This is a genomic window from Erwinia sp. MMLR14_017 (assembly GCF_033657285.1).
Lineage (GTDB): Bacteria > Pseudomonadota > Gammaproteobacteria > Enterobacterales > Enterobacteriaceae > Erwinia.
The window spans coordinates 429,930-454,073 of record NZ_JAWVWP010000002.1; the positions used below are offsets into that span (position 1 = coordinate 429,930).

Annotated in this window: 21 protein-coding genes; 18 read left to right on the top strand and 3 right to left on the bottom strand. The window is 55.5% G+C overall.

Features of this window, described 5'->3' with window-relative positions:
* Window positions 1-190: 190 nt before the first annotated feature.
* From SD961_RS05025 to ugpQ, 10 genes are all read left to right on the top strand, one after another.
* A complete protein-coding gene (locus SD961_RS05025; RefSeq protein WP_318789291.1) occupies window positions 191-1,306 on the top strand; it encodes a branched-chain amino acid ABC transporter substrate-binding protein in 1,116 nt (371 codons plus the stop codon).
* Between the two features lie 84 nt (window positions 1,307-1,390).
* Window positions 1,391-2,317 (top strand): high-affinity branched-chain amino acid ABC transporter permease LivH, encoded by a 927-nt coding sequence (gene livH / locus SD961_RS05030; RefSeq protein WP_306209811.1) that lies wholly within the window; start codon window positions 1,391-1,393, stop codon window positions 2,315-2,317.
* Window positions 2,314-3,588, top strand: a complete 1,275-nt coding sequence (locus SD961_RS05035; protein WP_318789292.1) for a high-affinity branched-chain amino acid ABC transporter permease LivM — start codon at window positions 2,314-2,316, stop codon at window positions 3,586-3,588. The genes livH and SD961_RS05035 overlap by 4 nt, the downstream gene beginning before the upstream one ends.
* Window positions 3,582-4,349, top strand: coding sequence for a high-affinity branched-chain amino acid ABC transporter ATP-binding protein LivG (livG, locus tag SD961_RS05040; RefSeq protein ID WP_318789402.1), 768 nt, complete (start codon window positions 3,582-3,584; stop codon window positions 4,347-4,349). Before SD961_RS05035 ends, livG begins: the two co-directional genes overlap by 7 nt.
* 1 nt (window position 4,350) lies before the next feature.
* On the top strand, window positions 4,351-5,061 hold the full coding sequence (gene livF, locus SD961_RS05045) for a high-affinity branched-chain amino acid ABC transporter ATP-binding protein LivF (RefSeq protein WP_318789293.1): 711 nt from the start codon (window positions 4,351-4,353) through the stop codon (window positions 5,059-5,061).
* 293 nt (window positions 5,062-5,354) lie between these two features.
* Window positions 5,355-6,674, top strand: a complete 1,320-nt coding sequence (ugpB, locus tag SD961_RS05050) for a sn-glycerol-3-phosphate ABC transporter substrate-binding protein UgpB (protein ID WP_318789294.1) — start codon at window positions 5,355-5,357, stop codon at window positions 6,672-6,674.
* Window positions 6,675-6,891: 217 nt separating this feature from the next.
* A complete protein-coding gene (ugpA, locus tag SD961_RS05055) occupies window positions 6,892-7,779 on the top strand; it encodes a sn-glycerol-3-phosphate ABC transporter permease UgpA (RefSeq protein ID WP_318789295.1) in 888 nt (295 codons plus the stop codon).
* Window positions 7,776-8,621 carry a sn-glycerol-3-phosphate ABC transporter permease UgpE gene (gene ugpE / locus SD961_RS05060; protein WP_318789296.1) on the top strand — a complete coding sequence of 282 codons (846 nt, stop codon included), beginning with the start codon at window positions 7,776-7,778 and terminating at the stop codon, window positions 8,619-8,621. The genes ugpA and ugpE overlap by 4 nt, the downstream gene beginning before the upstream one ends.
* Before the next feature lie 3 nt (window positions 8,622-8,624).
* On the top strand, window positions 8,625-9,698 hold the full coding sequence (locus SD961_RS05065) for a sn-glycerol-3-phosphate import ATP-binding protein UgpC (RefSeq protein WP_318789297.1): 1,074 nt from the start codon (window positions 8,625-8,627) through the stop codon (window positions 9,696-9,698).
* Window positions 9,698-10,438 (top strand): glycerophosphodiester phosphodiesterase, encoded by a 741-nt coding sequence (gene ugpQ / locus SD961_RS05070; RefSeq protein ID WP_318789403.1) that lies wholly within the window; start codon window positions 9,698-9,700, stop codon window positions 10,436-10,438. The genes SD961_RS05065 and ugpQ overlap by 1 nt, the downstream gene beginning before the upstream one ends.
* A gap of 2 nt (window positions 10,439-10,440) precedes the next feature.
* On the opposite strand, the gene SD961_RS05075 is transcribed toward ugpQ, so the two are convergent.
* Window positions 10,441-10,749 carry a DUF2756 domain-containing protein gene (locus SD961_RS05075; protein WP_318789298.1) on the bottom strand — a complete coding sequence of 103 codons (309 nt, stop codon included), beginning with the start codon at window positions 10,747-10,749 and terminating at the stop codon, window positions 10,441-10,443.
* 174 nt (window positions 10,750-10,923) lie between these two features.
* Between SD961_RS05075 and ggt the strand changes: the two genes are divergently transcribed.
* Complete coding sequence (gene ggt, locus SD961_RS05080; protein ID WP_318789404.1) at window positions 10,924-12,651, top strand: gamma-glutamyltransferase; 1,728 nt, start codon at window positions 10,924-10,926, stop codon at window positions 12,649-12,651.
* 198 nt (window positions 12,652-12,849) lie between these two features.
* Here the strand turns inward: ggt and SD961_RS05085 are convergent, their stop codons facing one another.
* Window positions 12,850-13,350 carry a GNAT family N-acetyltransferase gene (locus tag SD961_RS05085; protein ID WP_318789299.1) on the bottom strand — a complete coding sequence of 167 codons (501 nt, stop codon included), beginning with the start codon at window positions 13,348-13,350 and terminating at the stop codon, window positions 12,850-12,852.
* A gap of 346 nt (window positions 13,351-13,696) precedes the next feature.
* On the opposite strand from SD961_RS05085, the gene SD961_RS05090 reads away from it, so the two are divergent.
* From SD961_RS05090 to gntU, 4 genes are all read left to right on the top strand, one after another.
* Window positions 13,697-14,392: a pirin family protein gene (locus SD961_RS05090; protein ID WP_318789300.1), complete on the top strand. Its 696-nt coding sequence runs from the start codon at window positions 13,697-13,699 to the stop codon at window positions 14,390-14,392.
* Between the two features lie 95 nt (window positions 14,393-14,487).
* Window positions 14,488-15,483 (top strand): gluconate operon transcriptional repressor GntR, encoded by a 996-nt coding sequence (gene gntR / locus SD961_RS05095; RefSeq protein WP_318789301.1) that lies wholly within the window; start codon window positions 14,488-14,490, stop codon window positions 15,481-15,483.
* Window positions 15,484-15,737: 254 nt separating this feature from the next.
* Entirely contained in the window at window positions 15,738-16,271 is a 534-nt protein-coding gene (gntK, locus tag SD961_RS05100) for a gluconokinase (protein ID WP_318789302.1), read from the top strand.
* Between the two features lie 10 nt (window positions 16,272-16,281).
* The gene (gene gntU / locus SD961_RS05105; protein WP_318789303.1) at window positions 16,282-17,622 is read left to right on the top strand and encodes a gluconate transporter; all 1,341 of its coding nucleotides are present in this window, start codon (window positions 16,282-16,284) and stop codon (window positions 17,620-17,622) included.
* A 34-nt stretch (window positions 17,623-17,656) separates the two neighbouring features.
* Here the strand turns inward: gntU and SD961_RS05110 are convergent, their stop codons facing one another.
* Window positions 17,657-18,250, bottom strand: a complete 594-nt coding sequence (locus SD961_RS05110) for a YhgN family NAAT transporter (RefSeq protein WP_318789304.1) — start codon at window positions 18,248-18,250, stop codon at window positions 17,657-17,659.
* Between the two features lie 189 nt (window positions 18,251-18,439).
* Between SD961_RS05110 and asd the strand changes: the two genes are divergently transcribed.
* The 3 genes from asd (at window position 18,440) to glgX (ending at window position 24,143) form a co-directional block, all read left to right on the top strand.
* The gene (gene asd / locus SD961_RS05115; RefSeq protein WP_318789305.1) at window positions 18,440-19,549 is read left to right on the top strand and encodes an aspartate-semialdehyde dehydrogenase; all 1,110 of its coding nucleotides are present in this window, start codon (window positions 18,440-18,442) and stop codon (window positions 19,547-19,549) included.
* Between the two features lie 425 nt (window positions 19,550-19,974).
* Entirely contained in the window at window positions 19,975-22,161 is a 2,187-nt protein-coding gene (glgB, locus tag SD961_RS05120; protein ID WP_318789306.1) for a 1,4-alpha-glucan branching enzyme, read from the top strand.
* Window positions 22,158-24,143 carry a glycogen debranching protein GlgX gene (glgX, locus tag SD961_RS05125; protein WP_318789307.1) on the top strand — a complete coding sequence of 662 codons (1,986 nt, stop codon included), beginning with the start codon at window positions 22,158-22,160 and terminating at the stop codon, window positions 24,141-24,143. The genes glgB and glgX overlap by 4 nt, the downstream gene beginning before the upstream one ends.
* Window position 24,144 lies beyond the last annotated feature (1 nt).

Sequence of the window (24,144 nt, forward strand, 5' to 3'; positions counted from 1 at the left end):
CCTCTGTGCAACAGGGGGATTTCTGAATGTGTCAGTTGATTTACAGAAGAAAACTCCTGTTTAATAACCTGAAAATTAAAGCCTTATTACTAAAAATTGCCTTAATTCGTGATAACTCCTTCTTTCTACGAAGGTTTATATGCGGCTTAACGGTAATAAAACAGCAATCACAACAGATGGGGTAGTTTGGATGAAAATCACGAAAGGTAGCGCGTTCCTGGCGGGTTGTGTGGCACTGGCGATGAGCCACGCTGCCGTGGCTAAAGATATTAAAGTGGCCATTGTCGGCGCGATGTCCGGACCGGTGGCGCAATATGGCGATATGGAATTCACTGGGGCTAAACAGGCGATTGCTGATATCAACGCCAAAGGCGGCATTAACGGCGACAAACTGGTTGGCGTGGAATATGACGATGCCTGCGATCCAAAACAGGCCGTGGCCGTTGCCAACAAAGTGATTAACGACGGCATTCGCTACGTGATTGGTCACCTCTGCTCCTCTTCCACTCAGCCCGCTTCCGACATCTATGAAGATGAAGGTGTGCTGATGATCACGCCAGCTGCCACTAACGCCGATCTCACCACTCGTGGTTATAAAATGATCATGCGTACCACCGGACTGGACTCCGATCAGGGTCCTACAGCGGCGAAATATGTTCTTAGCGAAATCAAGCCGCAGCGCATTGCCGTTATCCATGACAAGCAGCAGTATGGCGAAGGCCTGGCGCGCTCTGTCCAGGAGAGCCTGAAAAAAGCGGGCGGCAACGTGGTGATGTTTGAAGGGATCACCGCTGGCGACAAAGATTTCTCCACGCTGGTAGCGCGCCTGAAGAAAGAGAACGTCGATTTTGTCTACTTCGGCGGTTACTACCCGGAGATGGGCCAGATCCTGCGTCAGGCTCGTGCTGCCGGTATGAAAACTCAATTTATGGGACCTGAAGGCGTAGGTAACTCTTCCCTCTCTAACATCGCCGGTGCAGCTTCTGAAGGCATGCTGGTTACCTTGCCGAAGCGTTACGATCAGGTTCCGGCGAACAAACCGATTGTCGATGCGCTGAAAGCCAAAAAACTGGACTCAACCGGACCCTTCGTCTGGACCACCTATGCTGCTCTGCAGGCGCTGACTACCGGCATGGAGCGCAGCAAAAGCGCAGAGCCAGAAGATATCGCGAAAAACCTGAAAGAGGGCGCACCCGTTCCAACCGTAATGGGCGACCTGAGCTGGGACGCGAAAGGCGATCTGAAAGGCTTTGAGTTCGGCATTTTCAAATGGCACGCAGACGGTTCCTCATCCGCCGTGAAATAACCCAGTCTGAACGGGCGGCCAGTGGGTCGCCCGTTTCGCCACAGATTACTCTTTGTTAAGCGGTAGTGAGTAAGGTACCAAGGTATGTCCGAGCAGTTTCTCTATTTCCTGCAGCAAATGTTCAACGGCGTGACGTTGGGCAGCACCTATGCGCTGATCGCTATCGGTTACACGATGGTTTACGGCATTATTGGCATGATCAACTTCGCCCACGGCGAGGTCTATATGATCGGCAGCTACGTCTCGTTTATCGTGATCGCCGCGCTGATGATGATGGGCATCGACGTCAGCTGGATGCTGATCGGTGCCGGATTTATTGTCGCTATTGTGATTGCCAGCGCCTACGGCTGGAGCATTGAGCGCGTGGCTTACAAACCCGTACGCTCGTCGAAACGCCTGATCGCGCTTATCTCCGCCATCGGGATGTCGATCTTTCTGCAAAACTACGTCAGCCTGACTCAAGGCTCACGCGATCTGGCGCTACCAAGCCTGATTACCGGGCAGTGGACGCTGGGCGAAAGCAATGGCTTTGCCGCAACGATCTCTACCATGCAGGTGGTTATCTGGGTGGTGACTTTCCTTGCGATGCTGGCGCTGACGCTGTTTATCCGCTATTCCCGCATGGGCCGCGCCTGTCGTGCCTGTGCAGAAGACCTTAAAATGGCCAGCCTGCTGGGCATTAACACCGACCGCGTGATCTCCCTGACCTTTGTGATTGGTGCCGCAATGGCGGCGGTGGCTGGCGTGCTGCTGGGGCAGTTCTACGGCGTGATCAATCCCTATATCGGCTTTATGGCCGGCATGAAGGCCTTTACTGCCGCCGTATTGGGCGGTATCGGCAGTATTCCAGGCGCGATGCTCGGCGGGCTGATCCTCGGCATTGCTGAAGCGTTAACCTCCGCCTATCTCAGTACTGAATACAAAGATGTGGTCTCCTTTGCGCTGCTGATTGTGGTGCTGTTAGTGATGCCAACCGGCATCCTGGGCCGCCCGGAGGTTGAGAAAGTATGAAACAGCTCAACCTGCTTAATGCCATCGCTTCCTCGCTGATGCTGGTGGTGCTGGCCGCGTTCTTTATGGGCATGCGGCTGAATCTGGACGGCACGCATCTGGTGGTCAATAACGCCGGAAGCGTACGCTGGAACTGGATTGCCACAGGTGCCGCAGTGGTATTTTTCTTCCAGCTGCTGCGCCCTCTGATGCAGAAAGGCCTCAAGAAAGTCTCTGGTCCTGCGCTGGTGCTGCCGGGCATTGATGGCTCCACGCCAAAACAGAAACTGTTTATGCTGCTGCTGATTATTGCCGCGGTTGCGTGGCCTTTTCTGGTCTCTCGCGGTACGGTTGATATTGCCACGCTGACGTTGATCTACGTGATGCTCGGCCTTGGGCTGAACGTGGTGGTGGGCTTGTCCGGCCTGCTGGTGCTGGGATATGGCGGCTTCTATGCTATCGGCGCCTACACCTTTGCGCTGCTGAATCACTATTACGGCATGAGCTTCTGGGAATGCCTGCCGTTAGCCGGGCTGGTGGCCGCCATGTTTGGCCTGCTGCTGGGCTTCCCGGTGCTGCGCCTGCGTGGTGACTATCTGGCGATTGTGACGCTCGGCTTCGGAGAGATCGTCCGTATTCTGCTGCTGAACAATACCGCCATCACCGGCGGCCCCAACGGCATCAGCCAGATCCCAAAACCTTCGCTGTTTGGTCTGGAATTCAACCGCAGCGTGCGCGACGGCGGCTGGGATACCTTCCACAACTTCTTTGGTCTGAAGTACGACCCCAGCGATCGCATTATCTTCCTCTATATGGTGGCGCTACTGCTGGTGGTGATCACGCTGTTTGTAATCAACCGCCTGCTGCGTATGCCGCTGGGCCGTGCCTGGGAAGCGCTGCGTGAAGATGAAATCGCCTGCCGCTCGCTGGGCCTTAGCCCAACGCGTATTAAGCTGACGGCATTCACCATCAGCGCCGCGTTTGCCGGTTTTGCCGGGAGCCTGTTTGCTGCGCGTCAGGGATTTGTCAGCCCTGAATCCTTCACTTTTGCCGAGTCCGCGTTTGTGCTGGCGATTGTGGTGCTGGGCGGGATGGGGTCGCAGTTTGCCGTTATCCTGGCTGCGGTACTGCTGGTAGTTTCCCGCGAGCTGATGCGCGATCTGAATGAATACAGCATGCTGGTGCTGGGTGGCCTGATGGTGCTGATGATGATCTGGCGTCCGCAGGGGCTGCTGCCGATGAAGCGGCCTCACCTGAAGCTGAAGAGTGTGGCAAAAGGAGAGCCATCATGAAGCCGCTGTTAGCCGTAAATGGTCTGATGATGCGCTTTGGCGGCCTGCTCGCCGTAAACAACGTTGAGCTGGAGCTGCGCCATAAAGAGATTGTGTCGTTAATCGGCCCAAACGGTGCCGGTAAAACCACCGTATTTAACTGTCTGACCGGTTTTTATCGCCCGACGGGCGGCAGCATTATGCTGGGCGACAGACAGCTTGCTGGTCTGCCGGGGCAGAAAATTGCCCGGATGGGCATTGTGCGGACCTTCCAGCACGTCCGCCTGTTCCGTGAAATGACAGTGATTGAAAACCTGCTGGTGGCGCAGCATCAGCATCTGAAAAGCGGCGTGTTTGCCGGATTGCTGAAGACGCCTGCGTTTCGTAAGGCTGAGAGCGATGCGCTGGATCGGGCCGCCAGCTGGCTCGATCGCGTTGGTCTGCTGGAGATGGCGAATCGTCAGGCGGGGAACCTGGCTTATGGCCAGCAGCGCCGCCTGGAAATTGCCCGCTGCATGGTCACCCGGCCAGAGATCCTGATGCTGGATGAGCCTGCCGCAGGACTGAACCCCAGAGAAACGCACGAGCTGGATGAGCTGATTGCGGAGCTGAGAGGCGAACACAACGTCTCGGTACTGTTAATTGAACATGATATGAAACTGGTAATGGGTATTTCAGACCGTATTTACGTGGTTAATCAGGGAACGCCGCTGGCCAACGGCACGCCGGAAGAGATCCGTAATAACCCGGACGTGATCCGCGCCTACCTGGGAGAAGCCTGATATGAACCCGATGCTTTCACTGGATAACGTCAGCGCGCACTACGGCAAGATCCAGGCGCTGCACAACGTGAGCCTGCAGATCAATCAGGGCGAGATAGTGACGCTGATTGGCGCAAACGGCGCAGGCAAAACTACCCTTCTGGGCACGCTTTGCGGCGAACCGCGCGCCACTCAAGGTTCGATTACTTTTGACGGTAAGGCGATTACTGAGTGGCAAACGGCGCGCATCATGCGTGAAGCGATTGCGATTGTACCAGAAGGACGGCGCGTATTTTCCCGCATGACCGTGGAAGAAAACCTGGCCATGGGCGGCTTTTTTGCCGATCGCCAGCAGTATCAGACGCGGATCAAGCGGGTTTATGAGCTGTTCCCGCGCCTTTATGAGCGCCGCGTACAGCGTGCCGGTACCATGTCGGGCGGTGAGCAACAGATGCTGGCGATAGGCCGTGCGCTGATGAGCCAGCCGCGCCTGCTGCTGCTGGACGAACCTTCGCTGGGGCTGGCACCGATTATCATTCAGCAGATCTTCGATACCATTGAACAGTTGCGTCAGGAGGGGATGACCATCTTCCTTGTGGAACAGAATGCCAATCAGGCGCTGAAGCTGGCAGACCGGGGCTATGTGCTCGAAAACGGTCACGTGGTGCTGGAAGATACCGGTGACGCGCTGCTGGCTAACGAAGCGGTGCGCAGCGCCTATCTCGGCGGCTGACGCTGTAAGCAAAAGGCCAGAGTCTGCTGGCCTTTTATTTTTACCGATCGTTAACAAGGATAAAACGAGTGCATAGCTCGTGAATAAAACGGCTCGCGCCACCTGTAACGCGAGCCGGGCTGTCACCAGGGATGGCTTTCGCGCTTTTATCAGCAAGTGATGTTGCTGTCACCTGCCTGTCACGTTTCCGTCATAAGTCCGTTATTTTTCTGTCATTTTCCCGTGTCATTTTACCTCCCGAACAATAAGAATGCGCGAAATCGCGCGAATGACACCGGGCACAGGAAACCGATATGACATCGTTCTCATTCCGTAAAACCACACTTTGCATGGTACTGGGAGTGACCTTTAGCGGCCACGCTCTGGCAGCCACCGAGATCCCTTTCTGGCACTCAATGGAAGGCGAGCTGGGCGTGGAAGTGGATTCACTGGCAAAACGCTTTAACGAATCTCATCCCGATTACAAAATCGTGCCAACCTACAAAGGCAATTATGAGCAGAGCCTGGCCGCCGGGATTGCCGCTGTGCGTTCGGGTAAAGCGCCCGCTATTTTGCAGGTTTACGAAGTGGGTACGGCGACCATGATGGCCTCTAAAGCTATCGTGCCGGTTTACGATGTGTTCAAAAATGCGGGCATTGAGTTCGATGAAAAGCAGTTCGTGCCGACCGTGGCGGGCTATTACAGCGATGCGAATGGCCACCTGATCTCTCAGCCGTTTAACAGCTCCACGCCGGTGCTTTATTACAACAAAGACGCCTTTAAAAAAGCGGGCCTGAACCCGGAACAGCCGCCAAATACCTGGCAGGAGCTGGAGAAGGATGCCGCTGCGCTGCGTAAAGCAGGCATGAACTGCGGTTACGCCAGCGGCTGGCAGGGCTGGATCCAGATCGAAAACTTCAGCGCCTGGCATGGTCTGCCAGTGGCGACCCAAAACAACGGCTTTGACGGCACTGATGCGGTGCTGGAATTTAACAAGCCGGTGCAGGTTCGTCACATCGAAATGCTGCAGGAGATGAACAAGAAAGGCGAGTTCACCTACTTTGGCCGTAAAGATGAGTCTACCGCCAAGTTCTATAACGGCGACTGCGCCATCACCACCGCCTCTTCCGGTTCGCTGGCGGATATCCGCCATTACGCCAAATTTAATTACGGCGTAGGTATGATGCCTTACGACGCAACCGTCCCCAACGCGCCACAGAATGCCATCATCGGCGGAGCAAGCCTGTGGGTCATGAAAGGCAAAGATGCGGGCACCTACAAAGGCGTTGCCGAGTTTATGCAGTTCCTGGCCGAACCGGAAATCGCTGCGGAATGGCACCAGAAAACCGGCTATCTGCCGATTACCACCGCCGCCTATGAGCTGACCCGCAAACAGGGCTTCTACGACAAGAATCCGGGCGCGGATATCGCTACCCGTCAGATGCTGAACAAGCCGCCACTCCCTTTTACCAAAGGCCTGCGTCTGGGCAACATGCCGCAGATCCGGACCATTGTTGACGAAGAGCTGGAAAGCGTCTGGACTGGCAAGAAAACCCCGCAGGCTGCGTTGGATAATGCGGTAACCCGTGGAAACCTGCTGCTGCGCCGCTTCGGGCAGACGGTTAAGCAGTAGGCGCTGCCATCAGGGCCGGGTTTATCCAGTACTACATAAGTGATGAAACGCCAGAAGGGACAGATAAGCCGGGCGTCAGCCGCAGGGATGCGGCTGCCAGGTCACCAGGGATAAAACTATGATCTCCCGGCGTGCTGCCCCTTATTGCCGCTTTCACCACAGTCCGTTTTCTGCCTGACGGCTTTTTACCGCCCTCCACCTATTTCAGAGCGACCCTATGTCTTCTTCCCGTCCCGTATTTCGCTCGCGCTGGCTGCCTTATCTGTTGGTGCTGCCGCAGCTGCTGATTACCACGATTTTCTTCCTCTGGCCTGCCGGTGAAGCCTTGTGGTATTCGGTGCAGAGCGTCGATCCCTTTGGCCTTTCCAGCACCTTTGTCGGCATGGAAAACTTCAAACGCCTGATGGGGGATGAGTACTATCTCGACTCTTTCCTGACCACCCTGATCTTCAGCGGCCTGGTCACGGTCATTGGCCTGCTGGTCTCGCTCTTTTTCGCTGCACTGGTGGATCACGTCCTGCGCCTTAAGCGCTTCTATCAGACACTGTTTTTACTCCCTTATGCGGTTGCGCCCGCCGTGGCTGCCGTGTTGTGGATGTTCCTGTTCAGTCCTGGCCTGGGATTAATTACCCATTTCCTGCGATTGATTGGCTACGACTGGAACCATGCGCAGAACAGCGGCCAGGCGATGTTGCTGGTGGTGCTGGCCTCCGTCTGGCAGCAGATGAGCTACAACTTTTTATTTTTCTTTGCCGCGCTGCAATCCATTCCGAAATCGCTGACCGAAGCGGCGGCCATTGATGGTGCCGGGCCGGTACGGCGGTTTTTCCAGCTCTCCCTGCCGCTGATTACCCCGGTTGGCTTCTTCCTGGTGGTGGTGAACCTGGTCTACGCCTTCTTCGATACCTTCCCGGTGATTGATGCCGCTACGGGCGGCGGCCCGGTGCAGTCCACCACCACGCTGATTTATAAAATTTACCGTGAAGGCTTTGCCGGACTCGATCTCTCTTCATCCTCCGCGCAGTCGGTGGTGCTGATGGTGCTGGTCATCCTTCTGACAGTGATCCAGTTCCGCTACGTTGAGAAGAGGATACGTTACCAATGATTGAGCACCGTCGCGGGCTGACCATTTTCAGCCATACCCTGCTGGGATTAGGCATTCTTACCGTACTGTTTCCGCTTTACGTCGCATTTGTGGCTGCCAGCCTCAGTAACAGTGAAGTGTTTCAGGTGCCGATGACGCTGATCCCCGGTACACATCTGCTGGATAACATGGCCAATATCTGGCAGCACGGCGTGGCGCAGAACAGCGCGCCCTTTGGCCGGATGCTGATGAACAGCGCCATTATGGCGTTAAGCATTACCGCCGGAAAAATCACCGTATCGATGCTTTCAGCTTTTGCGCTGGTCTGGTTTCGTTTTCCGCTGCGCTCGCTCTTTTTCTGGATGATATTTATCACCCTGATGCTGCCGGTTGAAGTGAGGATTTTCCCCACGGTGGAGGTGATTTCCAACCTCAATATGCTCGACAGCTACAGCGGCTTAACGCTGCCGCTGATGGCTTCGGCCACCGCGACCTTTCTGTTTCGCCAGTTCTTTATGACCTTGCCGGATGAGTTGATTGAGGCGGCGCGCATCGACGGCGCCAGTCCGATGCGCTTCTTTCGGGATATTGTGCTGCCGCTGTCAAAAACGAACCTGGCGGCGCTGTTTGTGATCACCTTTATCTACGGTTGGAACCAGTATATGTGGCCGCTGCTGATTATCAGTGAAGCCGATCTCGGCACCGCCGTGGCCGGTATTCGCAGCATGATTGGTAACGGTGACGGATCGACCCAGTGGAATCTGGTGATGGCGGCAATGTTGCTGACCATGATCCCGCCCATTGTGATTGTTTTAGTGATGCAGCGCGCCTTCGTGCGCGGGCTGGTTGAGAGCGAGAAATAAGTTATGGCAGGCGTAAAACTTCAGGCCGTTACCAAATCCTGGGACGGTAAAACCCAGATTATTCAGCCGCTGGATATCACTATCCATGACGGTGAGTTCATGGTGATGGTAGGGCCTTCAGGCTGCGGGAAATCCACTCTGCTGCGCATGGTCGCCGGGCTGGAGCAGGTCACCAGCGGCGATATCTATATCAATAACCAGCGCGTGACCGAACTTGAGCCAAAGGATCGCGGCATTGCGATGGTATTTCAAAACTATGCGCTCTACCCGCACATGAGCGTGGAGCAGAATATGGGCTATGGCCTGAAAATCCGCGGGATGGGCAAAGAGCATGTACGTCAGCGGGTGCTGGAAGCGGCGAAAAGTCTGGAACTGGAAGCGCTGCTGCATCGCCGTCCGCGTGAGCTTTCCGGCGGACAGCGCCAGCGTGTGGCGATGGGCAGAGCAATTGTCCGTGAACCGGCGGTATTCCTGTTTGATGAACCCCTCTCTAATTTGGACGCGCGTTTACGCGTGCAGATGCGCCTTGAGTTGCAACAACTGCATCGCCGTCTGAATACCACCAGCCTGTATGTCACGCACGATCAGGTGGAAGCGATGACGCTGGCGCAGCGGGTGATGGTGATGAATAAAGGCGTGCTTGAACAGTTGGGAACACCGGTGGAAGTGTATGAGCGCCCGGCCACGCGCTTCGTTGCCAGCTTTATCGGCGCGCCCGCCATGAACCTGCTGGAAGGGGAGCTGAACGACGATGGCACCCGTCTGGCGCTTTCAGACCGTTTTGTGGTGCCATTAGCGCAAGCCAAAGCGCGATGGGCAGGACGTGCATTGACGCTGGGCATCCGACCGGAGCATATTAAGCTCGCCACACAGCAGGCTGGCGGTTTGCCGCTGGTGGTAGAGACGCTGGAAATGCTGGGTGCGGACAATCTGGCGCACGGCAGATTGGGCGGCCACAGTGTTGTGGTTCGTCTGCCGCACCGCGAGCGCCCGGCGCCGGGCAGCACGCTCTGGCTGCATCTGCCCGACGAATCACTACACTTCTTTGATACCTTTACAGGACAACGGCTCGAATGATGAATAAAGCCTGGCCTTACCCTGGAATTGTCGCGCACCGCGGCGGGGGAAAGCTGGCACCGGAAAATACGCTGGCAGGCATTGATGTCGCGGCGAAACTGGGCCACAAGATGATCGAGTTTGACGTCAAGCTCTCGCAGGACGGCGAAATATTTCTGCTGCATGATGACACGCTGGAGAGAACCAGCAATGGCTGGGGAGTAGCCGGACAGCTCTCCTGGGAAAAACTGGTTCAGCTGGACGTGGGCGGCTGGTATGGCCGCCGTTTTGCTGACGAACGTCTGCCATTGCTGGCTCAGGTTGCCGCGCGATGTGCGGGCTATCAGATGATGGCTAACATTGAAATCAAACCCACCACCGGGCTGGAAGCGGAAACGGGGCGTGCGGTCGCCCTGGCCGCCAGGGATCTGTGGCACACGGAAACGGCACCGCTGCTCTCTTCGTTCTCTTACGCCGCGCTGGAGGCAGCCAAAGGAGCCGCACCGGAGCTGCCCCGTGGGCTGTTGCTGGATGAATGGCATGAAAACTGGCAGGAGATGACCGCCGCGCTGGGGTGCGTCTCGATCCATTTCAACCACAGGGTACTGACGGAACAGCGCGTGGCGAAGCTGAAACAGGCTGGGCTGCGCATTCTGGTTTATACGGTAAACAGCCCTGAACGGGCAAGAAAGCTTCTGAAATGGGGCGTCGATGCAATTTGTACCGATGCTATCGACACCCTGGGACCAGATTTTAGCTGAACTTAATTACTGTTGTTGTTGCTGTTGTTCTGCTGCACGGGCGGCATGCTGCCAGAGCCGGGTTGGGACTGCAGCACGCGCTGGGAGGCGCTGTTGCGCTGCTCCTGCACTTTACGCTGCATCTGCTGGCTCTGCTGCTGCTGATCCTGCTGTAACTTCAGTTTCTGCTGGGTCTGCTGCGTCTGCATTTGCTGCTGCGTGCGCTGCGTGCTGGGATTGTAACCCGGCCTGTTAGGTTCATTGCTGTTATTCAACGTGTTTGCCATGCCGCTGAGCGGCACCAGTGCGGCAAAAATAACTAACCATTTCATAAACTGCCCTCCTTATTTCTCTCCATAAGTGTACGTCACGCTCACAAAACGGGTGTTAAAACTTGCCCGAATTTGTTTACTGCCTCGCTTTTTCCCTTATTTCGTACACGCTTAACAGCAGTAAACAAACGTAAATAATACTAACAAGGGGTGAAGATGACAGGACAGAGCAAGATGATGCGGTTTGCGGGGCTGACGCTCGGGCTGTTGCTGTGGCAGGGTGCGTACGCTGCGCCTGCCGCACCGGCGGTCTCTTATGGTGTGAATGCCGATACGTTTCATCCCGTTAAAGAGCAGCATGGGATGGTCTCTTCAGTAGATGCTACCGCTACGCAGGTCGGGGTGGAGATCCTTAAACAGGGGGGTAATGCCGTTGATGCGGCAGTTGCCGTGGGCTATGCGCTGGCGGTAACGCATCCCCAGGCTGGCAATCTGGGCGGCGGCGGCTTTATGATGCTGCGCACCGCTTCTGGCCGCACCACCGCCATCGACTTCCGGGAAATGGCACCCACCCGCGCCAGCCGTGATATGTTCCTGGACGCGCAGGGCAATGCCGACAGCAAAAAGTCCCTGACCAGCCACCTGGCTTCCGGCGTGCCGGGAACCGTTGCCGGTTTCGCTCTGGCGAACAGAGAGTACGGCACCATGCCGCTGAGCCGTCTGATCCAGCCAGCCATCAAGCTGGCAAGCAAAGGAATTGTGGTGAACGAAGCGCTGGCGGACGATCTGAAGGTGTATGGCAAGGAGGTGCTGATTGCCCACCCCAACAGCAAAGCCATTTTCTATAAACAGGACGGCATGCCTTATGGGCGCGGTGAAACGTTAGTGCAGCGTAATCTTGCCCACAGTTTAGAACTGATTGCGAAACAGGGACCTGATGCCTTTTATAAAGGCGAAATAGCTGACCAGATTGACCAGGAGATGGCGGCGCATGGCGGGCTGATCGGTAAAGCGGATCTGGCGAAATATCAGGCCATTGAGCGTAAACCCATCAGCGGCACTTATCGGGGCTATGAAGTCTTCTCCATGCCGCCGCCTTCTTCAGGGGGGATTCATATTGTGCAGATCCTGAATATCCTTGAGAATTTTGACCTCGCGAAGATGGGCTTCGGCAGCGCAGATGCTCTGCAGGTGATGGCAGAAGCGGAAAAATATGCCTATGCCGACCGATCGGAATATCTCGGCGATCCAGACTTTGTGAAGGTGCCGTGGCAGGCGCTGACCAGCAAAGCCTATGCTAAATCGCTGGCGCAGCAGATAGACGTCAACAAAGCGCGCCCTTCTGCAGAAATTAAACCCGGCAAACTGGCCCCTTACGAGAGCAATCAGACCACCCATTTCTCGGTAGTGGATAAGCAGGGCAATGCGGTCGCCGTCACCTACACGCTGAATACCTATTTCGGCAGCGGTATTGTGGCGGGCAGCAGCGGCATCCTGATGAATAATGAGATGGATGACTTCTCGGCCAAGCCGGGTACGCCCAATGTCTATGGGCTGGTTGGTGGAGAAGCCAACGCCGTGGAGCCTTATAAGCGCCCACTGTCATCGATGTCGCCGACTATTGTGGCGAAAGAGGGCAAAACCTGGCTGGTAACCGGCAGCCCCGGCGGCAGCCGCATTATTACCACCGTGCTGCAAATGGTGGTGAACAGCATCGATTATGGGATGAACATCGCGGAGGCGACCAATGCGCCGCGCTTCCATCATCAGTGGTTGCCTGACCAGCTGCGCGTAGAGAAGGGCTTCAGCCCGGATACGCTTAAGTTACTGGAAGCTCGGGGGCAGCATGTGAAAGTTTTGCCTGCCATGGGCAGCACGCAAAGCATTATGATTGGGCCGGACGGCACGCTGTATGGTGCGTCAGATCCTCGCTCAATTGATGATTTAACGGCGGGATACTGAGTAGCCAGCTTATGATTTAACGGTCAGTGAGCAAGGCTGACAGTGTTAAAAAGGCATTCCTGAGGTCGGGAATGCCTTTTATCTGTCTTGTCGCTTATCGGCAGGGGGCGCCTGCATATCCACCTGACCCACGGGGGAAGCGAGTTTGTCGATATAGGGCGCTTTTACCGGTTATCGGTGAACACGCTGCTGACAGCTTCAGCCCTCATCGTTCAGGCGGGCCATATAGAGCGCATCTACCTGCCTCCCTTCGCGGACGGCGAAGCGGCGGGCGATGCCTTCAGTAACAAAGCCAAATTTTTCATACAGCGCTATGGCCGTGGCGTTGTCAGCAAACACCGTCAGTTCGATGCGGTCCACACCCAGCCAGTTGTCGCACAGGTTGACCATCTCCTGCATCAGCGCTTTCGCCACGCCTTTGCCGCGATGATTGTAATCCACAGAGATCCCGAAAGAGGCGGTATGACGGCGGCGCGCGCGGCTGTTCACTTCCAGCGTCAGGTCGCCGACCACCTTACCTTCAATGCAGGCGACCAAACGATGCCAACCAGCCTGGGAAACCGCCGCGCGATCCTGCCAGATTTTGAGCGCCGGATGGGGAAGCTGTAGCGTATCGCGGTAAGTTTCGGGCTGGCTCAGCATACGGTGCAACGCTTCGGCATCGCCCGGTTCGGCATGGCGTATCACGATCTCACTCATTTCCCTGCTCCCTGTTTTAGGTAATCCACTTTAAGATCATGGCCTTTAGCTGATAAATCAAGCAAAAAAATACTTTACAAGTGCGAATGATAATGATTATTATTACCATGCATTCCGGCATGGGCTTCACGGACCAGCGGGAAAGCACGACATTGCTCACATTGCTTTCAAGTATTATTTAGCCAGCTCGGGTGCTGGCTTTTTTTTTGCCTGCTGCTTAGTCTGAAAACTTATCCAAAAGCCCGCTCCGTTAATCGAATATTTTGAACAGAGGAGACAATTTTCTCCGCTATCATCCCCCAGTGTTCAGGTCCAGACTATGTGAAAACATTGAGGAGAACTGAACATGATTTACTTACGCAAAGCAGAAGATCGCGGTCACGCCAATCATGGCTGGCTGGACAGCTATCACACATTTTCTTTCGCCAGCTACCATGATGCCAACTTCATGGGCTTCTCGGCGTTGCGGGTGATTAATGAAGATGTGATCGATGGCGGTCAGGGGTTTGGCGCCCATCCTCATAAAGATATGGAAATTCTGACCTATGTGCTTTCCGGTACGGTTGAGCATGAAGACAGCATGGGTAACAAAGAGCAGATCCCGGCGGGTGAATTCCAGATTATGAGCGCCGGTACCGGCGTCCGCCATTCTGAGTACAACGCCAGCAAAGAGGTGCCGCTGCATCTCTACCAGATCTGGATCATCCCGGAAAAAACCGGCATTGAGCCTCGCTATGCCCAGCGCCGTTTCGATGATGTGCAGGGCCGTCAGCTGGTGCTGTCGCCGGATGCCCGTGAAGGTTCCCTGAAGGTGTTCCAGGATATGACGCTTTCCCGCTGGGTGCTGAAACAGGGTGAGCAGGGCGCCGTAGAGGTGGACGCTGGACGCCGTATCTGGATCCAGGTGGTGAAAGGGGATGTCACCGTTAACGGTGAAAACGCCTCTACCAGCGATGCCTTCGCCATCTGGGACGAAACTGCTCTGGCGATTGAAGCCGGAAGCGATGCTGAAATCCTGCTGTTTGATCTGCCCGCAGTTTAACTTCATCACACTTTGGGTGCGGTTTCCCGCACCCTTCACCGTTTTCCTGTCATTTTTGTTACACTCTGCTTATCTCTCCCCAATCCCTGACGATAATGAAGAAGAAAAGACCGGTATTACAGGACGTTGCCGATCGTGTGGGCATCACTAAAATGACCGTCAGCCGCTATCTGCGCAACCCCGATCAGGTCTCTGTCGCGCTACAGAGCCGCATTGCCGAGGCGCTGGATGAGCTGGGCTATATTCCTAATAAAGCACCGGATATTTTGTCCAACTCTACCAGTCGGGCTATTGGCGTCCTGTTGCCGTCACTGACCAATCAGGTTTTTGCCGATGTACTGCGGGGAATTGAAGCGGTGACGGATGCGGCTGGCTATCAGACCATGCTGGGCCACTTTGGTTACAGCGCGGAAAAGGAAGAGCTGCAAATCCGCTCGCTGCTGGCCTGGAACATTGACGGGCTGATCCTGACCGAGCGAACGCACACGCCAGCCAGCCTGCGGATGATCGAGACGGCCGGTATCCCGGTGCTGGAGATGATGGACTCCGTTTCGCCCTGTCTGGATATGGCGGTAGGCTTTGACAACGTTGAAGCCGCGCGGCAGATGACACATGCCATCCTTAAAAAAGGGTATCGTCATACCGTTTACCTGGGAGCCAGGCTGGATGAACGAACGCTGCTGAAGCAGCAGGGCTACGAGCAGGCGATGCGGGAAGCGGGCTTTGAGCCTCACAGCATTATGATGGAAGAAGCCTCCTCTTTCTCTATGGGGGCAACCCTGTTTCAGGAAGCCCAGCGACGCTACCCTGCGACCGACAGCCTGTTCTGTACCAACGATGATCTGGCAGTAGGAGCGATGTTTGAGTGCCAGCGTCAGGGGCTACGCGTACCCCAGGAGATGGCGATAGCGGGTTTTCACGGCCATGATATTACTCAGGTAGTCACGCCTGAACTGGCAACGGTGGTGACGCCGCGTGAAAAAATGGGCAGTGAATCCGCTTCGCTGCTGCTGGCCCGTATTCGCGGCGAGCAGAAAGAAGCCAGCCAGGTGGATGTCGGGTTTACCATTTCCGAAGGTGGCAGCATCTGAGTCCGCGGATCTGAGAGGCAGTCGGCACCGGCTGGAGAAGAATTCTCCAGCTAATGGGTGCCTGAAGGGAAAATTTGTCTCTTTGTGCCGCGACGACTCTGAAACGCTCATTTTTTTGAACCACCTCACAAATAACCACTTTTTCCCGCCCAGCTGTTGCCTTACTGCATGGCCGTCCAGACAATGTTACCGATAACAAATTGGGCTGAAGCTGCACGGTCTTCTCCCTGGACTCTCTGCCGGAGCATAAATAAATGAAAACCACCCCTTCGACCCACCACGTTTTCGTGCTGATGGGCGTATCAGGAAGCGGCAAATCAGCGGTTGCTAACGCCGTTGCCTACCAGCTGAAAGCGGCGTTTCTCGACGGGGATTTTCTTCATCCTCGCGCTAATATCCAGAAAATGTCTGAAGGGCATCCTCTGAACGATGATGACCGCAGACCCTGGCTGCAAGCGATCAACGATGCGGCGTTTGCCATGCAGCGCACCAATGATATCTCGCTGATTGTCTGTTCCGCACTGAAAAAGCAATATCGCGACATCCTGCGTAAAGGCAATGAGAACCTCTCCTTTGTCTATCTTAAGGGCGATTTTGACACCATTGAATCCCGCCTGCGGGCGAGAAAAGGTCACTTCTTCAAGCCGCAGATGCTGGTCACGCAATTTGAAACGCTTCAGGAGCCTGGCCTTGATGAAGGCAATGTTCTGATCGTCGATATTAATCAAACGCTGGATGAGGTTGTGGCCGATACCATCGCCACCATCGAAGGTGCGATCAAAAAATAAGTTGGATGTAATGGCTACTGCAACACTGGTTTTAACGGCAGCAGGTTCCGTGTTACTGCTGCTGTTCCTCGTGATGAAAGCGCGTATGCACGCTTTCGTCGCCCTGATGTTAGTCTCCGTCGGTGCCGGGATCTTCTCCGGCATGCCCCTCGATAAAATTGCAGACACCATGCAAAAAGGCATGGGTGGCACGCTGGGTTTCCTCGCAATCGTGGTGGCGCTGGGCGCCATGTTCGGCAAAATCCTGCATGAAACCGGGGCGGTCGATCAGATCGCTATCAAGATGTTGAAGACCTTTGGCGAGAGCCGCGCGCACTATGCGATGGGCATAGCCGGGTTAATCTGCGCCCTGCCTCTGTTCTTTGAGGTGGCGATAGTGCTGCTGATCAGCATTGCCTTTGCCGTGGCTCGCCGCACGCACGACAACCTGGTTAAGCTGGTGATCCCGCTGTTTGCCGGGGTTGCCGCCTCTGCTGCCTTTCTGCTGCCCGGACCTGCGCCGATGCTGCTGGCGTCTCAGATGCACGTCGATTTTGGCTGGATGATCCTGTTGGGCCTCTGTGCGGCTATCCCCAGTATGCTGATTGCCGGTCCGCTGTTCGGCAACTTTATCAGCCGCCATGTAGAATTCACGCTGCCAACGGAAGAGTCGCATCCCGACTTTGATGAGAGCAAGCTGCCTTCGTTTGGCTTCAGCCTGTCGCTGATCCTGTTCCCGCTGGTGCTGGTAGGCCTGAAAACAATCGGCGCGCGCTTTACCGAACCGGGCACCACGCTCTATCAATGGCTGGAATTTATCGGCCATCCGTTTATTGCCATTCTGCTCGCCTGTCTGGTCGCGATGTATGGCCTGGCTTACCGTCAGGGCATGGATAAAGAGCGCGTGATGCAGATTTGCGGCAGCGCGTTGCAGCCTGCGGGCATTATCCTGCTGGTCATCGGAGCTGGTGGCGTGTTCAAGCAGGTACTGGTGGATTCAGGTGTGGGTCCGGCGCTGGGTAATGCGCTGACCGGTGCCGGCCTGCCGGTTGCGCTGGCCTGCTTTATTCTGGCAGGCGCAGTACGCATCATTCAGGGATCGGCCACCGTGGCCTGCCTGACGGCGGTTGGCCTGATTATGCCGGTAATTGAACCGCTGCATTACTCAGGCGCCCAGATGGCGGCGCTTTCTATCTGTATTGCTGGCGGATCTATTATCTTCAGCCACGTTAACGACGCAGGATTCTGGCTGTTTGGCCGCTTTACCGGTGCAACCGAAGCGCAAACGCTGAAAACCTGGACGATGATGGAAACCCTGCTGGGCACCGTGGGCGCTATTGTCGGAATGATCGCTTTCGAACTGTTATCCTGACCACAGAAGGGGCGCGATATCGCGCCCTGTCTCACTAGATTTTCAGATAGGCGCGGATGCCGTCCAGAAACATCTGGGTCGCCAGCATAATCAGAATCAACCCCATCAAACGCTCCAGCGCATTTACCCCTTTCTCCCCCAGCAAACGTAAAAAAAGCCCTGAAAGCAGCAGGATCACTACCGTAGCTCCCCAGGCAATCAGCAACGCGCCGACTAAATGTCCCATCTGGTCAGGATACTGATGGGAAAGCAGCATCAGTGTCGCCAGCAAAGAGGGGCCTGCCACCAGCGGGATCGCCAGCGGCACCAGAAACGGCTCCTCTCCGGCAGGAAGCCCGGTGCTGTTACTTTCATGGGAGGGAAAAATCATCTTAATCGCGATCAAAAACAGAATGATGCCGCCGGAAATCGACACGGTTTCTGTTCGCAGATTTAAAAAGATGAGGATTTTTTCCCCGGCGAACAGAAACAGCAGCATGATAGCCAGCGCGATAAGCATCTCGCGCATGACTACGCGGCGTCGACGTTTTGGCTCCAGATGCTTTAAAACCGACATAAAAATCGGCAAATTGCCCAGCGGATCCATAATAAGCAACAATAATATTGTCGCGGAGATCATTTCTGTCATTGCATTACTTCCCAGATTCGTTCCGATCGCTGCACGTTATAAGCAGCATTGCTAAAAAAATGCTGCTAATCGATTTAATTCACTTGCCACTTTTCCAGCATTTTGTAAGGTGTTAACAGATCTCTTTCTTATCACTCTAACAGTTCAGGCGTGCCTGTCGTACCCGGCAGCGCCTTCAGCAGGTGCAACATGAAATCAGTAGGACTTATCGGTTGGCGCGGCATGGTTGGCTCCGTTCTTATGCAGCGTATGGTGGAAGAACGGGACTTTGATGTCATTCGCCCGGTATTTTTCTCCACCTCTCAGCACGGCCAGGCGGCCCCTGAGTTCGGCGGCCACTCTGCCGGAACCCTGCAGGATGCCTATAATATCGAGGCGCTGAAGGCGCTGGATATCATCATTACCTGCCAGGGCGGCGATTATACCACTGAAATTTATCCAAAACTGCGGGCAGCTGGCTGGCAGGGATACTGGATCGATGCGGCTTCCACACTGCGTATGCAGGATGACGCGCTGATTATCCTCGATCCGGTTAACCACCACGTTATTCAGCAGGGGCTGGATAAAGGCATTAAAACCTTTGCGGGCGGCAACTGTACGGTGAGCCTGATGCTGATGTCGTTGGGCGGCCTCTTTAGCAATAATCTGGTGGAGTGGGCTTCTGTGGCTACCTATCAGGCTGCTTCCGGCGGCGGCGCACGGCACATGCGCGAGCTGCTGACGCAGATGGGCATGCTGCACGACCACGTGGCGAAAGAGTTGCAGGATCCGGCTTCTGCTATCCTGGATATTGAACGCAAGGTCACTGAGATGGGCCGTAGCGGCGTGTTGCCGACCGACAACTTTGGCGTGCCGCTGGCCGGCAGCCTAATCCCCTGGATCGACAAGCAGCTTGAAAACGGTCAGAGCCGTGAAGAGTGGAAAGGGCAGGCGGAAACTAACAAAATTCTGCAGCCTGCGGCCACCATTCCGGTTGACGGCCTCTGCGTCCGGGTCGGCGCGCTGCGTTGCCACAGCCAGGCCTTCACGCTGAAGCTGAAAAAGGATGTGCCGCTGAAAGAAGTGGAGCAGTTGCTGGCTGCCCATAACGACTGGGTTCATGTGGTGCCGAACGATCGCGAACTGACTATGCGCGAGCTGACGCCTGCTGCCGTGACCGGCACGCTGAAAACCCCGGTTGGACGCCTGCGTAAGCTGAATATGGGGCCGGAGTATCTTTCAGCCTTCACCGTCGGTGACCAGCTGCTGTGGGGCGCGGCCGAACCGCTGCGTCGTATGCTGCGTCTGCTGGTGGGCTAACCCCCTCGATCTTTTCTGTCTCTGCCCCTGACTCTCCAGTTTCAGGGGTTTTTTCCTTTTTACTTTCCAAACGTTGCCAAAAAACGTCTTGTTTTGTTCATAATTTCTCCATTCTCCACTTTCACCCTGACTAATCTCCGAAAGTTTGATCTGAAAAGCATATTTTTATGATTTCGGTGCGGGCTTTAGTGGCGCCCTGGCTATGCTTAAAAACATTACCGAAAAAAACTGGCCGAAACGGGTAACACGATACGGCCTGAAGCGTTTTACATTATCTGATGAAGTTGTCGCACGCTGCGGCGGTTTTCGCACTGGATGGCCACCATTCCCGTCAGCGTGCTTTTGGCTCAATGAAGAGCAGTGCATTTCTCATCGCCCGCCAGCGGGATGGGAGATCGCCTGCCATACATCACGGGAAGACAGTCATGTCCGAGCTTACGGATCGTCGGCATATTAACGAATTGATTTCCGGCCATTACGCCGACCCTTTTTCACTTCTTGGTATGCACCAGACCAGTCAGGGTCTGGAAGTGCGGGCGTTGCTGCCCGATGCCACGGAAGTCTGGGTAATTGAAACCAATACCGGGCGCAAATGCGCTCAGCTGGAGTGCATCGATTCACGCGGATTTTTTCACGGGGTGATCCCAAGACGTAAAAATCCTTTCCGGTATCAGCTGGCTGTTACCTGGCATGGTGAGCAGAACCTGATTGATGATGCCTACCGCTTTGGCCCGTTGCTGGCTGAAATGGACAGCTGGCTGCTGGCTGAAGGTACCCACCTGCGTCCCTATGAAACCATGGGCGCCCATGCGGATGTGATTGATGGGGTGATCGGCACCCGCTTTTCCGTCTGGGCACCAAATGCCCAGCGCGTTTCTGTGGTGGGAAGCTTTAACTTCTGGGATGGTCGTCGCCATCCGATGCGTTTCCGCCGTGAAATTGGCGTCTGGGAGCTGTTTGTCCCCGGTGCCGTGCCGGGCCATCTCTATAAGTTCGAGATTATTGACCTGCATGGCAATTTGCGCCTGAAGGCCGATCCCTACGCCTTCGAGGCGCAGATGCGGCCGGACAGCGCCTCCGTGATCTGCGGTATTCCGCCTAAAATGGAGATACCTGAAGCGCGGCAGAGAGCCAACGATTTTGATGCGCCTATCTCTATCTATGAGGTTCACCTCGGCTCCTGGCGTCGCCATACCGATAATAATTTCTGGCTGAGTTACAAGGAGCTGGCTGAGCAGCTGGTGCCCTATGCTAAAGAGATGGGCTTTACTCACCTTGAGCTGATGCCGATTAATGAGCACCCGTTCGACGGAAGCTGGGGCTATCAGCCTACCGGTATGTATGCGCCAACCCGACGTTTCGGCACCCGCGACGAATTCCGCAATTTCATTGCTGCTGCGCATGAGGCGGGGCTTAACGTACTGCTCGACTGGGTACCGGGGCATTTCCCTTCTGATGACTTTAGCCTGGCGAAATTTGACGGCACCGAGCTGTATGAGCACGGTGATCCACGTGAAGGTTATCACCAGGACTGGAACACACTGATTTACAACTTTGGCCGCCGTGAGGTAAGTAATTACCTTTCCGGCAACGCGCTCTACTGGATCGAACGGTTTGGCATTGACGGACTGCGTGTGGATGCCGTGGCCTCGATGATTTACCGCGACTACAGTCGTGCAGAGGGCGAATGGGTGCCTAATCACCTGGGCGGCAGAGAGAATCTGGAAGCGATCGCCTTCCTGCGTTACACCAACCGTACCCTGGGGGCCAATGCACCAGGCTCCGTCACTATTGCAGAGGAGTCTACCGACTTCCCTGGCGTTTCCAGACCGCCTGAAATGGGGGGATTAGGTTTCTGGTACAAATGGAACCTGGGCTGGATGCACGACACCCTTGACTATATGAAGCTGGATCCGGTGTACCGCAAGCATCACCATAACAACCTGACCTTCGGTATGCTCTACAACTCCACCGAAAACTTCGTGCTGCCGCTCTCTCACGATGAAGTGGTACACGGCAAGCGTTCGATTCTGGACCGCATGCCTGGCGATGCCTGGCAAAAGTTCGCCAACCTGCGGGCCTATTACGGCTGGATGTTTGGCTTCCCGGGTAAAAAGCTGCTGTTTATGGGCTGTGAGTTTGCGCAGGGCAGAGAGTGGGATCATGACAGCAGCCTGGACTGGCATCTGCTGGAGGGGCACGACAACTGGCATAATGGCGTACAGCGGCTGGTACGCGACCTGAACCACACCTACAGAGCCCATCCTGCGCTTTATCAGCTCGACTTCGACACGATGGGCTTTGAGTGGCTGGTGGTCGATGACTTTGAAAACTCAGTCTTTGTCTTTGTGCGCCGCGATCGCGAAGGCAACGAAATGATGGTCGTCAGCAACTTTACGCCAGTGCTACGTGAGAACTACCGCTTTGGCGTAACGGGTGCAGGTAGCTGGAAAGAGGTGCTGAACACCGACTCAGAACATTATCACGGCAGTAACGCAGGTAATCTGGGAACTATTCACAGCGAAGCGCACTCCAGCCATAACCGTGAGCATTCGGTCTGCATTACGTTGCCGCCGTTATCCACTTTGTGGCTGGTGAGGGAAGCGTCATGAGTCAACTGCTTCCTGGAGAAGCCACGCCTGCCGGCGCAGTATATGACGGCAAAGGCGTGAACTTTACCCTGTTTTCTCAGCATGCCAGGCGAGTTGAACTCTGCCTGTTTGATGAACAGGGACAGGAAGCACGTATGGATTTACCAGGCCGTACCGGCGATATCTGGCACGGCTATCTGGCCGCTATTAAACCCGGCCAGCGTTACGGTTATCGGGTACATGGCCCGTGGCAGCCCGGGGCGGGGCACCGCTTCAACCCAAATAAATTGCTGGTCGATCCCTGCGCCCGTCAGGTAGAGGGTGAAGTCACTGACGACCCGCGTTTTCTGGGTGGGGAAGCAGAGATGAACACCCTCGACAGCGCGCCGGTTGCCCCGAAAAGCGTGGTGCTGGCAGACGATTTCGACTGGGAAGATGACGCTTTTCCGCGCGTGCCCTGGGGGGCGACAGTAATTTATGAGGCGCATGTCCGAGGGCTGACAAAGCGTCATCCCGCTATACCCCCGGAAATACGGGGAACCTACGCGGCGCTGGGCCATCCGGTGATGATCGACTATTTCAAACGGCTCGGCATCACCAGCCTGGAACTGTTGCCGGTGGCCTGTTTTGCCCATGAGCCGCGTCTGTTCCGCCAGGGCCTGACCAATTACTGGGGATATAACCCGCTCGCTCCCTGTGCGCTGGATACGCGCTATGCTTCAGGCGTGAACGGCGTGCCTGCCCGCAATGAGTTCCAGCAGGCGGTTAAGGCTCTGCATGCGGCGGGAATCGAGGTGATCCTTGATGTGGTATTTAATCACACCGCCGAGCTGGAAGAGACGGGACCCCTGCTCTCCATGCGCGGCATTGATAACCAGTGCTACTACTGGCTCGATGGGCGGGGCGGCTATCAGAACTGGACCGGCTGCGGAAACACGCTGAATATCAGCCACCCGGCGGTAATGAACTGGACACTGGACTGTCTGCGCTACTGGGTGGAAGAGTGCCACGTTGATGGGTTCCGCTTTGATCTGGCCACCGTATTGGGCAGAACGCCTGAGTACAGGCGTGACGCGGAGTTGTTTCGCGCCATCGAAGCCTGTCCGATCCTCTCGCAGTGCAAAATGATTGCTGAGCCTTGGGACATCGGTCCGGGTGGCTATCAGGTAGGGAATTTTCCTGCGTCCTTTGCTGAATGGAACGACCATTTCCGCGATACCGTCAGGCGTTACTGGCTGTACGGCGAGATCTCTAACGGCGACTTTGCCAAAAGATTTGCCGCCTCAAGCGATATTTTTCAGCAGCCGGGACGTTTACCTGCCGCCAGCATTAATCTGGTCACAGCCCATGACGGGTTTACCCTGCGGGATGTGGTGTGCTTCAACGAAAAACATAATGAAGCCAACGGGGAAGATAACCGTGACGGCAGCAACAACAATTTCAGTCACAACCATGGCGTTGAAGGACTGAGAGCTCCGCTTTTGATTGTGGAACACCGTCGCCGCAGCGTGCACGCGATGCTGACCACATTGCTGTTAGCGCAAGGCACGCCAATGCTGCTGGCCGGTGATGAACACGGGCACAGCCAGCATGGCAACAATAACGCCTACTGTCAGGATAACGAGCTGACCTGGCTCGATTGGGAACAGAATGACAGCGGGTTATTTACCTTTACTGCCGCTTTGATTCACCTGCGCAAGAAAATCCCTGCGCTGCAAGCGGAGAGCTGGTGGCAGGAGGGAGACGGAAACGTAGAGTGGCTGGGCCAGGAAGGTCAACCGCTTAGCGCGCAGGAGTGGCAGCGGGGCGAGCATCGTCTGCAAATTTTGCTGTCACAAAATTGGTTAATAACCCTGAACGCCACCGAAGAAGTGTGCGACATCAGACTGCCTCAAGGGCGATGGCACGCCATTCCGCCCTTCGCCGGGGATGATAACCCGATCCTTGTAACTGTCTGGCATGGACCAGCCCACGGTGTGTGCGTGTTCCAAAAGCAATCATAAC